The organism is Nocardia ignorata NBRC 108230, from assembly GCF_001612905.1.
Classification (GTDB): Bacteria; Actinomycetota; Actinomycetes; order Mycobacteriales; family Mycobacteriaceae; genus Nocardia; species Nocardia ignorata.
On sequence record NZ_BDBI01000007.1, the window covers coordinates 22,564 to 37,486 of the forward strand.

A 14,923-nucleotide genomic window follows, 5' to 3' on the forward strand; every position below is an offset into this window, starting at 1 on the left:
GCCGAGGATCTGCCGCGTGAGCGGAGCCCGGACCGCGGCGGGAATAGGCTGATCATGTGGGGTTCACGGTCCCGGCACCGATGCTGGCCAAACCCGGACGGCCACCGCAGCCGCCAGGCGGCTGGTTCGCGGAAATGAAATGGGACGGCGTGCGCGCGATCGCCCATTGCACCCCGGCGGGGATCAGTTTGTGGAGCCGGAACCTGCGCGACATCACCGGCTCCTACCCCGAGGTCGTGGCCGCGCTCACCGAGATCACCGATGGACGCACCCTCCTGCTCGACGGCGAACTCGTCGCTCCGGACGAGCGCGGCGCACCTTCGTTCTCCCGGTTGCAGCAGCGCATGCACGTCCAGCGGCCGACGCCCGCGCTGATCGAGCAGGTCCGCGTCGACTATCTCGTCTTCGATGTGCTCGGTGTCGACGAGGAGGTGCTGTTCGAGGACTCCTACCGCACCCGCCGCGCCGAACTGGCCGACCTGACACTCGACGACGGTGCGCGCGTGCGGGTGCCACCGATGTGGTCGCTGACCGACACCAGCGCGGAGGAGTTGTTGCGCGTGGCGACGGACTCCGGGTTGGAAGGAATCGTCTGCAAACACGGCGATTCGATCTACGAACCGGGCCGCCGCTCCTCTGCCTGGACGAAAGTGGTCCTCCGACTCACGACCGAAGCCGTGATCGTCGGCGCGGTCCCCGGCAACGGCGCCAATGCCGCGACCTTCGGCGGCCTTGTCCTGGCCGCCCACACTCCGGAGGGGCGGCTGCGCTGCATCGGCGGAGTCGGCACGGGCTTCACCGCCGCTTCCCGCCGCAGCATCCGCGCCGCCCTGGACCAGGTGCGCCGCGAGACGACACCGCTCGACGATCCACCACCGGCACCGGTCGCCCGGACGGCCTGGTGGGTCGAACCGGTTTTCGTCGCCGATATCGAATACCGCGAGATCAGCGGTGACGGACTGCTCCGGCATCCGAGCTTCCGCGGGATCCGCACCGACAAGACACCTGAGGAGATCGGCCTACCGACCTGACGGTTACGTGCGAACCGAACGTGTGCGACAAGATGTGGGCGCAGAGGGGATCGAACCCCCGACCGCTGGTGTGTAAAACCAGTGCTCTACCGCTGAGCTATACGCCCTTGCATCGCCGGTGGGACCGGCGGTGTCGGGTTATGAATCTAGCGCGGCCAACGCTTTCTCCCAAGCCGCCTGGTCACGGGCCTCTCCGGGCCCGTTCATCTCCGCGAAAGTGATGTATCCGGACTTGTCGATCACGAAGGTGCCGCGGTTCGGGTAGCCGGATTTCTCGTTGAAGACGTCGTAGGCCTGGGCGACGGCGCCGTGCGGCCAGAAATCGGACAGCAGGGGGAACAGGTAGCCCTGTTCGGCCGCCCAGATCTTGTGGGTGGGTGGTGGGCCGACGGAGATCGCGAGGATCTCGGCGTCGTCGTTCTGGAATTTGGGCAGCTCGTCACGCACTTTGCACAGCTCACCCTGGCAGATGCCGGTGAAGGCGAGCGGATAGAACACCAGCAGGACATTCTTCTTGCCCCGGTAGTCCGACAGGGTGACGGGCTGGTTGTTCTGGTCCTTGAGCGTGAAATCCGGCGCGAGAGTGCCAACCTCTAGCGGCATAGGGGAGTTCCTGTCGTCGTGTCGGGTCTCAGCCGAGCGTTCTCGTCCGGCTGAGACCTTAGCGAACGGCGGTTTCAGCGCTGTTTGGACGGTGCCTTCGGCTGAACCAGGCGCGAGCCCGTCCAGCTGCCGAGGCTGATGGTTGATGTCTGGGTCAGGCCGGCCGTGGGTGCGGCTTCGGCGATCTCGCTCGGATCGACATGGCCCGGTTGACCGGTTTTGGGGGTGAGGACCCAGATGAACCCTTCGTCGGCCAGCGGGCTGATGGCATCCATCAGCTCGTCGGCCAGATCGCCGTCACCTTCTCGCCACCACAGCAGGACGGCGTCGACGACCTCGTCGGAGTCTTCGTCGACCATCTCGCCGCCCGTGATCTCCTCGATCTCGGCGCGCAATGCGTCGTCGGTGTCCTCGTCCCAGCCCAATTCCTGAACAACCAAGCCGTGAGAAATGCCAAGCTTCTGAGCGTAGTTCTGCGCGTCCGCCGCGGCGACCACGGTGGTGTCCTCCCTAAACTGCCGACAGTAAGATACGTGCAAGCGAACATGGTTATCGGCCGCAGCGCAAGCCGATCGGATGAATCGGTACCGTACGCCGCGTGTCGGCGACGTGAATTCAGCGCCGTGGGCAGGCCTGTTGTACCTCGGTACGCGCTTGATTGATTTTGCGGCTCGCATCGTTGAGACCGCCGACCGCGGAGCTGTAGGTCATCTTCCGCGTCTCGGCGGACAGCTCTCGCGCGGCGACGACATAGGCGGTGAACTTGTCGGCCAGCTCGGTCGGCAGGGCGCCCGCGGCGGCGGCGACACCGGACTCGACGGCCGTCGCGGCGGTATCGAGCGCGACGGCCGCGGCCTCGCGCTTGGCGGCGTAGTCGGGGGCGTTCTCGTCGTGGGCCTTCACGAAGTCGTTGTAGGCGGTGACGCCCGCACCGGTGGTGGTGGGGAACTGCCCGCAGTTGTCCTCGATGGCCTTGGTCCGGGCGGCCGCCGCACGCGAAGACGCGGCCGCCGAGGACGACGCGGCGGCCTCGGTCTTGTAGGCGGCGACTTCGGCGGGGTCGGTGGTCGGGCTACCGGCGACCTGCTGGGCGCACCCGGCGATCACCGAACCGGCGATCACGGCGACCGATGCACAGATCAGCCCGAGTCTGCGCGCGTGCGGCACCCTCATCGTCGAACCCGTTCCCTCTCACTTCACTGACCGGTAGGTCCATCGCGAATCTAGTGGATTTCCTGCTGAGATGATGACCTGGGCGACCCTTTCGGCAAGGATGGGGGTCGCCCGAACCTTTCGAGACGGGTGCTCCGCACACCAAGCGGGCAAGCCCGGGGACCGCGACGCCGACAAGCAGTTCAGCCCCCAGTACGAGGAGCAGATTTGACCGACCTGATCCACTCTGCAGCTTCTTCCGATTCGCCGACCGACCCCGCGGCGCCCGGTGCCAAACCCACCGGGGAACGCGTGCGGGTGATCCGCGAAGGCGTGGCATCGTATCTACCCGATATCGATCCGGAGGAAACCAGCGAATGGCTGGAATCCTTCGACGAGATGCTCGACCGGGAAGGCCCGGGCCGCGCGCGCTATCTCATGTTGCGGCTGCTCGAACGCGCCGGTGAGCGTCGCGTGTCGATTCCCGCGCTCACCTCCACCGACTACGTCAACACGATCCCCACCGAGAACGAGCCGTGGTTCCCCGGCGACGAGGAGGTGGAGCGCCGCTACCGCGCCTGGATCCGCTGGAACGCCGCGATCATGGTGCATCGCGCGCAGCGTCCCGGAATCGGTGTGGGCGGGCATATTTCGACGTATGCCTCGTCGGCGGCGCTCTACGAGGTGGGTTTCAACCACTTCTTCCGTGGCAAGGACCATCCCGGCGGCGGCGATCACATCTACATCCAGGGCCACGCCTCGCCCGGCATCTACGCGCGCGCGTTCCTCGAGGGTCGCCTGAGCACCGACCGGCTCGACGGGTTCCGGCAGGAATACAGCCACGGCGGCCTCGGCAAGGGCCTGCCGTCCTACCCGCATCCGCGCCTGATGACCGATTTCTGGGAGTTCCCGACGGTCTCGATGGGCCTGGGCCCGATGAACGCGATCTACCAGGCCAGGTTCAACCACTACCTGCACGATCGCGGTATCAAGGACACCTCCGACCAGCACGTGTGGGCGTTCCTGGGCGACGGCGAGATGGACGAGCCCGAGTCGCGCGGCCTGATCCAGGTGGCCGCCAACGAGGCGCTCGACAACCTGACGTTCGTCATCAACTGCAACCTGCAGCGCCTCGACGGACCGGTGCGCGGTAACGGCAAGATCATCCAGGAACTCGAGTCCTTCTTCCGCGGCGCGGGCTGGAACGTCATCAAGGTGGTCTGGGGCCGGGAGTGGGACGCGCTGCTCGGCGCCGACCGCGACGGTGCCCTGGTGAACCTGATGAACACCACCCCCGACGGGGATTTCCAGACCTACAAGGCCAACGACGGCGCCTACGTGCGCGATCACTTCTTCGGCCGCGACCCGCGCACCAAGGCGCTGGTCCAGAACATGTCCGACAACGAGATCTGGAACCTCAAGCGCGGCGGCCACGACTACCGCAAGGTCTACGCGGCGTACGCGGCGGCGATGACGCACAAGGGCCAGCCGACGGTGATCCTGGCCAAGACCATCAAGGGCTACACCCTCGGCAAGCACTTCGAGGGCCGCAACGCCACCCACCAGATGAAGAAGCTGACGCTGCAGGACCTCAAGGACTTCCGCGATCTGCAGCGCATCCCGATCTCGGACGCGGAATTGGAGAAGGACCCGTACCTGCCCCCGTACTACCACCCCGGCCAGGACGCGCCGGAGATCCAGTACATGCAGGCCAGGCGCAAGGCGCTCGGTGGGTACCTGCCCGAACGGCGAAGTGCGGCAAAGCCGTTGACGCTGCCGGGCGACGAGGCCTACCGCTCGGTGCGCAAGGGTTCGGGCAAGCAGAACGTGGCGACCACGATGGCGCTGGTCCGGTTGATGAAGGAACTGTTGCGCGACAAGGAGATCGGCAAGCGCATCGTGCCGATCATCCCGGACGAGGCACGCACCTTCGGCATGGACTCCTGGTTCCCGTCGCTGAAGATCTACAACCGCAACGGCCAGCTCTACACCTCCGTGGACGCGGAACTGATGCTCGCCTACAAGGAGAGCAACGTCGGCCAGATCCTGCACGAGGGGATCAACGAGGCCGGGTCGACGGCGTCGTTCACGGCGGCGGGCACCGCGTACGCCACGCACGGCGAGCCGATGATCCCGCTCTACATCTTCTATTCGATGTTCGGTTTCCAGCGCACCGGCGACGGCCTGTGGGCCGCGGCCGACCAGCTGGCCCGCGGCTTCGTCCTCGGAGCGACGGCCGGGCGGACCACGCTCACCGGTGAGGGCCTGCAGCACAACGACGGGCATTCGCTGCTGCTCGCCTCGACCAACCCGGCCGTGGTCACCTACGACCCGGCGTTCTCGTTCGAGATCGCCCACATCGTGCGCGACGGTCTGCGCCGCATGTACGGCGGCGGCAACCCGGACCCGGGCACGTTGCCGGGCACCCACCCGCAGGAGACCGGGACCTTCGGCGGGGAGAACATTTTCTACTACATCACGCTCTACAACGAGCCCTACCAGCAGCCGGCCGAGCCCGACGACCTCGACGTGGCCGGCTTGCTCAAGGGCCTGTACCTGTACCAGCGCGGTGGTGAGGGCGAGGTGCGCGCCCAGATCCTGGTCTCCGGCGTGACCGTGCCCGCCGGTCTGCGTGCCCAGCAGATCCTGGCGCAGGAGTGGGATGTGGCCGCCGACGTGTGGTCGGTGACCTCGTTCGGCGAGTTGCGCAAGGAAGCCGTCGAGAAGGAGATCCACGCGCTCAAGCACCCCGATGCCGACCCCGGCGTCGCCTACGTCACCGAGGCGCTCGCCTCGGCGCGTGGACCGGTGGTGGCCGCCACCGACTGGATGCGCGCGGTTCCCGATCAGATCCGGCAGTGGGTGCCCGGCGACTACATCACCCTCGGCACCGACGGGTTCGGCTTCTCCGACACCCGTCCCGCCGCCCGCCGGGTATTCAACGTCGACGCGGAGTCCATCGTCGTCGCGGTGCTCGAAGGCCTGGTGAAAGACGGCACCTTCGACAAGGCCAAGGCGGTGGAAGCGGCCGCGAAATACCGCATCGACGATGTGTCCGCCGCGCCGAAGCCGAGTGCGGACGCACCGGAGGAACTGGCGTAGCGGACTATTGGACTGTGGAGCGCAAACCGCCGCGGCCCCGTCGGATCACCGAGGGCACAAGCACGCACGAGGTCTACCTGCCGACCGGGGCACTGTCCCCGAACCGGCAGACCCGTGACCCGCTGCCCGACACGCTGCTGCGACGGGTCAAGCAGTTCTCGGGCCGGCTGTCGACCGAGGCGGTCGGCGCGATGCAGGACCGGCTGCCGTTCTTCGCCGATCTGGACGCCGCCCAGCGGGCAGGCGTCCAGATGCTGGTGCAGACCGCGGTGGTGAACTTCCTGGAGTGGTTGCAGGATCCCGAGTCCGACATCCGCTTCAGCCTGGACGCCTTCCAGGTGATTCCGCAGGATCTGGCGCGGCGGCTCACGCTGCGCCAGACCGTGGACATGGTCCGGGTGGCCATGGACTTCTTCGAACAGTGGCTGCCCGCGCTCGCCCGCAACGACCGGCAGCTGGTCGCGCTCACCGAGGCGGTGCTGCGATACGGGCGTGAGCTCGGTTTCGCGGCCGCCTCGGTGTACGCCAGCGCGGCCGAATCCCGGGGCGCGTGGGACACCCGCCTCGAGGCGCTGGTGGTCGACGCGGTGGTGCGCGGGGACACGGGCCCGGACATGCTCTCCCGGGCCGCCACGTTGAACTGGGACGCCACCGCACCGGCAACGGTGCTTGTCGGCACCCCGCCGCAGGACCAGGGTGTGTCGACGGTCGGGGCGGTGCACACCATCGCGACCAGGCACGGTCGTGCCGCGCTCGCGGTCGTGCAGGGCGCGCGGCTGGTGATGGTGGTCAGCGGGCACCTGGGCGACGCGGGGATCGGTTCGCCGTTCCTGTCGGATCTGCTCGCCGAGGTGTTCTCCGACGGTCCGGTGGTGATCGGCCCGACCATGCGCACCCTCGGCGCCGCGCACGCCTCCGCCATCGAGGCATTGGCCGGAATGGAGGCCGTTGTCGGGTGGCGAGGCGCGCCAAGGCCCGTTCACGCCTCGGAGTTGTTACCGGAACGGGCCTTGCTGGGCGATAGAGCTGCGATAGAGGCGCTGAACGAGTATGTTGTCCTCCCGTTGGCGTCGGCCGGATCTTCGTTGTCCGACACATTGGACGCCTACCTGGATTGTGGCGGAGCAGTAGAAACGTGCGCGCGTCAGCTGTACGTCCATCCAAATACTGTCCGGTATCGCCTCAAGCGAATCGGCGAGGTGACCGGACGTGATCCGCTCAATCCCCGCGACGCGTATGTGCTCCGGATCGCGGCCACAGTGGGCCGTTTGACACGAACGCATAACGAATCATCCACTTCTGTCACGGAAACCCCGTCAACCCCAATGGCTCACGACCCCCTGTAACGGGATTCGCGAATCGGTCGATCCGGACGCCCCACCTCGGATTTTGTGGGACCCCTACAAAACGCGTTCCAAACCTTCATTCGCGCCGACATCTCGTGCGGCGGGGGTCACAGTGTTTTCTTAGGGGGTGATCGCGTTGTTCACCCCTGGACAGGGGTCCCAGACACCCGGCATGCTCACGCCCTGGCTCGCACTCCCCGGTGCGGCTGATCGCCTCGAGCTGTGGTCGAAGGCCGCCGGCCTCGACCTGGTCCGTCTCGGCACCACCGCGACGGCGGAGGAGATCGTCGACACCTCGGTGACGCAGCCGCTCGTGGTCGCGGCCGCGCTGCTGGCCTTCGCCGAAATCGCCCCCGAAACCCTTCCTGCGGATACGATCGTCGCCGGGCATTCGGTCGGCGAATTCGCCGCGGCCGCTGTCGCGGGCGTCATCACCCCCGACGAGGCTGTCGGCCTGGCCGCCATCCGCGGCCGGGAGATGGCCAAGGCGTGTGCGCAGGAACCGACCGGCATGTCCGCGGTGCTCGGTGGCGACGAAGCCACCGTGCTCGCACGGCTCGCCGAACTCGATCTCGTCCCGGCCAACCGCAACGCGGTAGGCCAGATCGTCGCGGCGGGCCGCCTGGAAGCTCTGGCGGAGCTCGCCGCGAACCCGCCGGAGAAGGCACGGGTCCGCGCATTGCCCGTCGCCGGTGCGTTCCACACCGCTTTCATGGCCCCGGCACAGGCAGCTGTCGCCGATGCCATCGCCCAGATCTCGCCGAGCGACCCGATCCGGACGCTGCTGTCGAACTTCGACGGACAACCGGTCACCTCGGGCGCCGACGCGATCGACAAGCTCGCCGCGCAGGTCACCCGTCCCGTGCGCTGGGACCTGTGCACCGAGACCGTCCGCGCCGCGGGCGTCTCGGCGGTGGCCGAACTGCCACCGGCGGGCACCCTGGTCGGCATCGCCAAACGGGAACTGAAGGGCACCCCCAACCTCGCCCTCAAGACTCCAGAAGACCTCCCCGCGTTGGCCGGACTCACCTCCGCGGGCTAGCTTTCCCCCCGGCGGTCGCGCACGACGAAGTGCGTCGGCTGTTCAAGACCCTACAAATGAGAAACAAGAAGGGAGCCACCAAAGTGGCCGCTCTGACCCAGGAACAGATCGTCGAAGAACTCGGCAAGATCATCGAAGAGGTTACGGGTATCGAACCCTCCGAGGTGACCATCGAGAAGTCCTTCGTCGACGACCTGGACATCGACTCGCTGTCCATGGTCGAGATCGCTGTGCAGACCGAGGACAAGTACGGCGTCAAGATCCCCGACGAGGATCTCGCCAGCCTGAAGACCGTGGGTGACGCTGTCTCCTACATCCAGAAGCTCGAGGCGGAGAACTCCGACGCCGCCGCGGAGCTCAAGGCCAAGTTCGACGCCGAGTAGAGGCTGAACCAGTGACCACTCCTTCCACCTTGAACGGGAATTTCCCCAACGTCGTCGTCACCAGCATGGCGGCGACCACGTCGATCGCGGGTGATGTCGATGCGACGTGGAAGGGACTCCTCAACGGTGAGAGCGGAATCGACGTTCTCGAGGATTCCTTCATCGAGGAATACGACCTGCCGGTGCGTATCGGCGGTCACCTGAAAGTCAGCCCCGACACCCTCCTGAGCCGGGTCGAGATCCGCCGCATGGCGTATGTCGAGCGCCTGGCGACCGTGCTCGGTCGCGAGGTGTGGAAGAACGCGGGCAGCCCGGAGGTCGACCACGACCGCCTGGGTGTCGCGATCGGTACCGGTCTCGGTGGCGGCGACGCGCTGATCGACTCGGTCGACAAGCTGAAGAACGGCGGCTATCGCAAGATCTCGCCGCTGGCTGTTCAGATGGTCATGCCGAACGGTCCGTCGGCGGTCGTCGGTCTAGAGCTGAAGGCCAGGGCGGGAGTGGTCACTCCGGTCTCGGCGTGCTCGTCGGGTTCGGAGGCCATCGCCAACGCGTGGCGGATGATCGTGATGGGTGACGCCGACATGGTCGTCACCGGTGGCGTCGAGGGCTTCATCGACTCGGTGCCGATCGCGGCGTTCTCCATGATGCGGGCGATGAGCACGCGCAACGACGACCCCAAGGGTGCTTCGCGTCCGTTCGACAAGGATCGTGACGGCTTCGTCTTCGGCGAAGCGGGCGCGCTCATGACGATCGAGACCGAGGAGCACGCGAAGGCTCGCGGTGCGACCATCCACGCGCGTCTGCTGGGCGCGGGCATCACCTCCGACGGTTTCCACCTGGTCGCTCCCGATCCCGAGGGCACCGGTGCGGCCAGGGCGATGACTCGCGCGATGCAGACCGCCGGTCTGACCAAGCGCGACATCACCCACATCAACGCCCACGCGACCGCGACTCCCATCGGCGACACCGCCGAGGCGAACGCGATCAACTTGGCGGTGGGCAACCACGCTTCGGTGTACGCGCCGAAGTCGGCACTCGGTCACTCGATCGGTGCCGTCGGCGCCCTCGAGTCGGTGCTCACTGTGCTCGCGATTCGGGACGGCATCGTTCCGCCGACGCTGAACCTGGACAACCAGGATCCGGAGATCGATCTCGATGTGGTGCACGGGGAAGCCCGTCGCCAGGAAATCGAGTACGCGATCAACAACTCCTTCGGCTTCGGTGGGCACAACGTCGCGCTCGCCTTCGGTCGGGCCTGACGCACGGATTTCCCGGTGGGGGGTCGGCCAACTGAATGGTTCGACCCTCCGCCGTGATCCGGCGGAGGCCGAGAGATTTTCGACAACGAAGGTAGGAGTGGACGCGATGACCATCATTGCTCCCGCGTTTCAGGATTCGGTCACCGACCCGCGTGACCCGCTCGGCCGGCTCCAGCGCTTCTTCGACCCCGGCACGATCCTGCCGCTGCATCCCCGCGACCGCTCCGGTGTGCTCGCCGCGATCGGCGAGGTCGACGGTGTCCGCACCGTCGCGTACTGCTCCGACGCCACCGTGATGGGTGGCGCGATGGGCGTCGAGGGTTGCAAGCACATCGTCGACGCGATCGACACCGCCATCGAATCCGGCATTCCCGTGGTCGGCCTGTGGCATTCCGGCGGCGCACGCCTTGCCGAGGGTGTCGAGGCGCTGCACGCGGTCGGGCTGGTCTTCGAGGCCATGGTCCGCGCGTCCGGGCTCGTTCCCCAGATTTCGGTGGTGCTCGGCTTCGCCGCCGGTGGCGCCGCCTACGGCCCCGCGCTGACCGATGTGGTCATCATGGCGCCCGAGGGCCGCGTGTTCGTCACCGGTCCCGACGTGGTGCGCTCGGTGACGGGCGAGAACGTCGACATGGAGACCCTCGGTGGTCCCACCACACACTTCAAGAAGTCCGGCGTCTGCCATATCGCCGCCGACGACGAGGCCGACGCGCTGCACCGGGCCCGCAGGCTGGTGTCGATGTTCGCCGAGCAGGGCGAGTTCGACCTGGTCGCGGCCGCGCACGGCGATGTCGACCTCAAGGCGATGATGCCGGAGTCGGCCAAGCGCGCCTACGACGTGAAGCCGATCATCCACGAGCTGCTCGACAATGTGGAGTCGCCCGACGGCGCGACCGAGTCGTCGTTCGAGGAGCTGCAGGGCGGTTACGCGCGCAGCATGGTGACCGGTCTCGGCCGCCTCGGTGGGCGCACCGTCGGTGTGCTCGCCAACAACCCGCTGCGTCTGGGTGGCTGCCTGAACTCCGAAAGTGCCGAGAAGGCCGCGCGTTTCGTGCGGTTGTGCGATGCGTTCGGTATTCCGCTGATCGTGGTCACCGACGTTCCCGGGTACCTGCCGGGTGTCGGTCAGGAACTCGAGGGTGTGGTGCGTCGCGGTGCCAAGCTGCTGCACGCTTTCGCCGAGGCTCGCGTTCCGCGCGTCACCCTGGTGACCCGCAAGATCTACGGCGGCGCCTACATCGCCATGAACGCGCGCGCCCTCGGTGCTACCGCCGTATTCGCCTGGCCCGGTTCGGAAGTCGCCGTGATGGGCGCCAAGGCCGCGGTCGGCATCCTGCACAAGAAGGCGCTGGCCGCCGCGCCGGAAGAGGAGCGTGAGGCGCTGCACGAGCGGCTCACCGCCGAGCACGAGCGGATCGCGGGCGGAGTGGAACGTGCCGTCGCGATCGGCGTGGTCGACGAGGTGATCGATCCGGCGAAGACCCGCAGCACCCTCGCTGCGGCGCTGGCCTCGGCGCCTGCCCGCAAGAGTCACCACAAGAACATCCCGCTGTGAGCTGACCGGGAAACGGCCGCCTCGTCGTCGAGGCGGCCGTTTCCCGGTCCGCACAGCACCGCGGCGCATAATGGCAGGGTGCGTTATGAGGAGCTTGCCGATGCCCCGTGTTCCATCACGCGGCCCCTGGTGATCCTCGGTGACCGCTGGACGCTGCTGATCCTGAAGTACTGCTTCGCGGGCGTCCGCCGGTTCAACGCCTTCCAGAGCGCGCTCGGCATCTCCCGCAGCCGCCTGCACGACCGACTCGATCGCCTCATCGAGCACGAGATCCTCGTCAAACGTCCCGTCGACGACGGCGCCTACGAGGAATACCGCCTCACCGAAAAAGGCCACGCCATCTACCCGATCCTGATGGCCATCCGCGACTGGGGCGACACCTACATGGCTCCCGAAGGCCCACCGGTCGAATACCGCCACCACGACTGCACCGGCGAAGCCCACGTCCACCTCACCTGCGACGCGTGCCACGCCGAGGTCACCGCCCGCGATATCGAACCGCAGGCGGGCCCCGGCATCACCGGCGTCGCCTGACAGGTCAACCGATCACCACGCTCTGGTGGCGTTTCCCTCCCGGGCGATGCCGCCACCAGAGCGTGATGATCTCGAATTCAGGAAGTGTGCCACGTGACCTGGTCATCGAGGGGGGCTCGGGCGGTGCGGAAGCCGTTGATCGGGTGGTCGGGGTCGGGGTAGCCGAAGGAGACGCCGAAGACGACCTTGCGGGTGTCGGGGATGCCGAAGTACTCGTGGATGAAGGGGGAGTAGGAGGCAAGTGCCGCCTGGGGTGCGGCGCCGAGGCCGAGAGCCTGGGCGCCGAGCAGGAAGTTCTCCAACCACAGCCCGCAGTCGATGGCGCCGTACACTCCGAGATCGGCCTCGGAGGTGACGATCGCGACGTGCGGTGCGTCGAAGAGTTCGAAATTGCGGACCATCTGACGCATGGTCTTCTCGTGGTCGCCCTTGACGATGCCGACGCTGTCGTAGAGCTGGAATCCGCAGGCGCGTCGCCGTTCACGGTAGACGCCTTCGTAGGCGGCCGGGAATTCGAAATCCGGTGTGTTGGCGGCGGTTTGGATGTGGGCAAGCAGTTCCTTGCGGAACCGGTCGGTGCCGTCGCCCGCGGTCACGACGATCTGCCAGGGCTGGGTGTTGCACCAGGACGGGGTGCGCTGCCCGAGGGCGAGGAGTTGTTCGATCGTGGCGCGCTCGACCTGGTCGGGCTTGAACTGGCGGCAGGTCCAGCGTTCGTCGGCCAGGCGCCGTAGGGCGGCGAAATCGGGGTGGTCGGTCGGCGCCATCGCGCGGCTCCCTCGGTCGGTCGTGAGAACTAGTCTCATTTTGAGACCAATTTAGCAGTCGGGGTGGAAACGCGGAACCCGCCCGCACCACGAAGATTCGGGCGGGGGCGGGTTCTGATCGGCGAGTCCGTCGGCGGCCGACGGTCATGGCCGCCGACCGGCACGGCGGGGGCGCGAGAAGGGATGCGGGCGGGATCAGGCTCGGCGGCGCACGACCACGACCACGGCGACGCCGATACCGACGAGCAACGCGATGCCCGCGCCGACCAGCGCGTACAGGGTCCACGGGCGGGCGGTGGCCGTTGATCCGTCCACTGTCACCAGCTGGTCCTGGCTCTGCTCGCCGAGTACATCACCGCCGCCGCGATAGGCCGGCCCGGGTCCGGCCGTGCCCGAGACGCTGACGTCGAGCTGCACCGGCGTAGGCGGCATCGCGTCCGCGCCCGACGGCTGGCCGACCTTCACCGCGAGATAGTGCCAGCCCGCGATCGCCTGCTGTTTCACCGCGGAGTCGGACTGCTCGCGATTGGTGTAGCGGACCGGAACCGACTCCACCGACAACTCGGCACTCGACCTGCCGGTGTAGGCGTTGGTGTCGGTGGCGATCTCACGGCCGAGCGGCGAGTACAGCACGGTCTCCACGTTCGCCGCCGAGGTGTTGTTCGCGCCGCCGGTCTCGGCGAACTGCACGCGATAGGCCAGCCCCTGGCCCCAGTCCAGGCGGACCCGGTAGAAGACGAACTCGCCGGATTGCAGCGTGTCACTGAACTTTCCGCTGCCGGGGAGCGTGGCGGCGACGGTGAACGAGCCACCGCCGGTCACCGGCTGGACCGGCCCGCCCGGGTCGATGAAGGTGACGGGCGTCGGGGTTGCCGCAGGCCCGGGATCGGTGACGCCCGGTTCGATGCCGATCAGGATCTCCATCGGCAGGTGAGCGGGCGCACCCGTGGAGGCGAGGTCCCAGTTCACCTCGAAGTAGTAGCGGCCGCCACCACTGCAGGCGCCGCTCGACCCGGCGGCGCCGTCGAACGTGGTGGCGACGGTGAGCGCGACACCGTCGCTGGAGCGGGTTTCGAGTTCGCGTTCGCGCTTCCCGCAGTCGGTGCCCTCGCGGTTGCGGACGCGCAGTTCGAGGGCGTTCATGTCCTCGGTTGTCGAGACGTCCTTCGCGCGGGGGAACGACACGATGCCGGTGAAATGCGCGGTGGCGCCCTCGGGCACATCGACGGCGTAATACCGCTTCTCGCGCTGACCGATCGTGTCGAGGTACTGGCCCGCCTTCGCCACCGGTGCCGAACCGTACTCGGCGGAGCCGGTGATGGGTGTTCCGGTGGCCTGGTAGTTGCGCAGGGCGGCGGAACTCACGCGGGGCAGGACGCGCTCGAGTGCGGCGCCGTCGGCGGCATCGGTGTAGGTGCCGCCCGTCGCCTGAGCCATGCAGGTGAGCTGGGCACGGGCCTTGTCGTCGACGGCGAAACCGATCGCGTGCACGACGAGATCGACGCCCGCGCGCTTCAGTTCGGCGGCGACTTCGCACGGGTCGGGCGGTGCGCACGTGTCGTCACCGTCGGAGACCAGCACGATGGAGCGCGGTCCCGAATCGGGCAGCGCGTCGGCGGCCTGACGCAGCGCGGTACCCATCGGCGTCCAACCCCGCGCCCGGATGCCGTCGACGGCGGTGGTGAGCGCGGCCTTGTCCAGGGTGTTCGGCTGGTGCAGCACCCGCACGTCCTGGCAGCCCGCGGCCTTCTCCGCCTCGGTGTTGCCGGTGCCGGTGCCGTAGGTGGTGAGGCCGACCGCGGCCTGCGCGGGCGCCGAATCCACGAAGGTGCGCACCGCCTGTTTGGCCGCGTCCATCATGGTCCCGCCGCGATCCGGGCGTTCCATCGAACCCGAGGCGTCGAGGATGATCATGGTCGGCGCGTATTCGGCGGGATCCGCCTGCGCCGGTACGGGCAACAACAACAGGAGACCCGCCGCAGCGATCGCGGCGGTGCGGAATTTCAACATAGCGAGCCGACCCTACCGCGCGTCGCCGCCCCGGTCCTGACCCGATTCCCACGGGCGCGGCCGGGTCACACCACGCACGGGCCGGGGGCGGCCGACTGTGGCGGGGGGCGATGGCAGCCCGCGCCTGACGCGCAATCGG

General features: G+C 67.7%; 13 protein-coding genes and 1 tRNA gene. 8 read left to right on the forward strand and 6 right to left on the reverse strand.

Translation table 11 applies throughout. The features are described from left to right. Positions 1-56 precede the first annotated feature (56 nt). Positions 57-1,031: a non-homologous end-joining DNA ligase gene (ligD, locus tag NI2_RS06125; RefSeq protein WP_084476007.1), complete on the forward strand. Its 975-nt coding sequence runs from the start codon at positions 57-59 to the stop codon at positions 1,029-1,031. Positions 1,032-1,066: 35 nt separating this feature from the next. On the opposite strand, the gene NI2_RS06130 is transcribed toward ligD, so the two are convergent. The 4 genes from NI2_RS06130 to NI2_RS06145 all read right to left on the reverse strand — a co-directional run bounded on the left by NI2_RS06130 (position 1,067) and on the right by NI2_RS06145 (position 2,807). Then, positions 1,067-1,138, reverse strand: a tRNA-Val gene (locus tag NI2_RS06130). A 31-nt stretch (positions 1,139-1,169) separates the two neighbouring features. Further along, positions 1,170-1,634 carry a peroxiredoxin gene (locus tag NI2_RS06135; RefSeq protein ID WP_067487241.1) on the reverse strand — a complete coding sequence of 155 codons (465 nt, stop codon included), beginning with the start codon at positions 1,632-1,634 and terminating at the stop codon, positions 1,170-1,172. Between the two features lie 74 nt (positions 1,635-1,708). After that, positions 1,709-2,131: a DUF3052 domain-containing protein gene (locus NI2_RS06140; protein ID WP_067487242.1), complete on the reverse strand. Its 423-nt coding sequence runs from the start codon at positions 2,129-2,131 to the stop codon at positions 1,709-1,711. A gap of 118 nt (positions 2,132-2,249) precedes the next feature. Then, positions 2,250-2,807, reverse strand: coding sequence for an Rv2240c family protein (locus tag NI2_RS06145; protein ID WP_067487243.1), 558 nt, complete (start codon positions 2,805-2,807; stop codon positions 2,250-2,252). Between the two features lie 207 nt (positions 2,808-3,014). Here NI2_RS06145 and aceE point away from each other — a divergent pair, with 207 nt between their 5' ends. The 7 genes from aceE to NI2_RS06180 all read left to right on the forward strand — a co-directional run bounded on the left by aceE (position 3,015) and on the right by NI2_RS06180 (position 12,007). Further along, positions 3,015-5,888 carry a pyruvate dehydrogenase (acetyl-transferring), homodimeric type gene (aceE, locus tag NI2_RS06150; RefSeq protein ID WP_067487244.1) on the forward strand — a complete coding sequence of 958 codons (2,874 nt, stop codon included), beginning with the start codon at positions 3,015-3,017 and terminating at the stop codon, positions 5,886-5,888. 44 nt (positions 5,889-5,932) lie between these two features. After that, the gene (locus tag NI2_RS06155) at positions 5,933-7,234 is read left to right on the forward strand and encodes a PucR family transcriptional regulator (RefSeq protein WP_174552191.1); all 1,302 of its coding nucleotides are present in this window, start codon (positions 5,933-5,935) and stop codon (positions 7,232-7,234) included. A 127-nt stretch (positions 7,235-7,361) separates the two neighbouring features. Further along, positions 7,362-8,276, forward strand: coding sequence for an ACP S-malonyltransferase (locus NI2_RS06160; protein ID WP_067487246.1), 915 nt, complete (start codon positions 7,362-7,364; stop codon positions 8,274-8,276). Positions 8,277-8,332: 56 nt separating this feature from the next. Then, on the forward strand, positions 8,333-8,659 hold the full coding sequence (acpM, locus tag NI2_RS06165; RefSeq protein WP_067487247.1) for a meromycolate extension acyl carrier protein AcpM: 327 nt from the start codon (positions 8,333-8,335) through the stop codon (positions 8,657-8,659). A gap of 11 nt (positions 8,660-8,670) precedes the next feature. Continuing rightward, entirely contained in the window at positions 8,671-9,921 is a 1,251-nt protein-coding gene (locus NI2_RS06170; RefSeq protein ID WP_067487248.1) for a KasA/KasB family beta-ketoacyl-ACP synthase, read from the forward strand. A 106-nt stretch (positions 9,922-10,027) separates the two neighbouring features. Next, the gene (locus NI2_RS06175) at positions 10,028-11,473 is read left to right on the forward strand and encodes an acyl-CoA carboxylase subunit beta (protein ID WP_067487425.1); all 1,446 of its coding nucleotides are present in this window, start codon (positions 10,028-10,030) and stop codon (positions 11,471-11,473) included. 78 nt (positions 11,474-11,551) lie between these two features. Continuing rightward, positions 11,552-12,007, forward strand: coding sequence for a winged helix-turn-helix transcriptional regulator (locus NI2_RS06180; protein WP_067487250.1), 456 nt, complete (start codon positions 11,552-11,554; stop codon positions 12,005-12,007). A 77-nt stretch (positions 12,008-12,084) separates the two neighbouring features. On the opposite strand, the gene NI2_RS06185 is transcribed toward NI2_RS06180, so the two are convergent. Together NI2_RS06185 and NI2_RS06190 are read right to left on the reverse strand one after the other, a co-directional pair. After that, a complete protein-coding gene (locus NI2_RS06185) occupies positions 12,085-12,774 on the reverse strand; it encodes a nitroreductase (protein WP_067487252.1) in 690 nt (229 codons plus the stop codon). A gap of 195 nt (positions 12,775-12,969) precedes the next feature. Further along, entirely contained in the window at positions 12,970-14,784 is a 1,815-nt protein-coding gene (locus NI2_RS06190; RefSeq protein ID WP_067487255.1) for a vWA domain-containing protein, read from the reverse strand. Between the last annotated feature and the right edge of the window lie 139 nt (positions 14,785-14,923).

Excerpts from the sequence above, each read along its gene's own strand:
- NI2_RS06135 (WP_067487241.1), bottom strand. The coding sequence starts at position 1,634 with ATGCCGCTAGAGGTTGGCACTCTCGCGCCGGATTTCACGCTCAAGGAC.
- NI2_RS06185 (WP_067487252.1), bottom strand. The coding sequence starts at position 12,774 with ATGGCGCCGACCGACCACCCCGATTTCGCCGCCCTACGGCGCCTGGCC.
- NI2_RS06175 (WP_067487425.1), top strand. The coding sequence starts at position 10,028 with ATGACCATCATTGCTCCCGCGTTTCAGGATTCGGTCACCGACCCGCGT.
- NI2_RS06145 (WP_067487243.1), bottom strand. The coding sequence starts at position 2,807 with ATGAGGGTGCCGCACGCGCGCAGACTCGGGCTGATCTGTGCATCGGTC.
- NI2_RS06190 (WP_067487255.1), bottom strand. The coding sequence starts at position 14,784 with ATGTTGAAATTCCGCACCGCCGCGATCGCTGCGGCGGGTCTCCTGTTG.
- acpM (WP_067487247.1), top strand. The coding sequence starts at position 8,333 with ATGAGAAACAAGAAGGGAGCCACCAAAGTGGCCGCTCTGACCCAGGAA.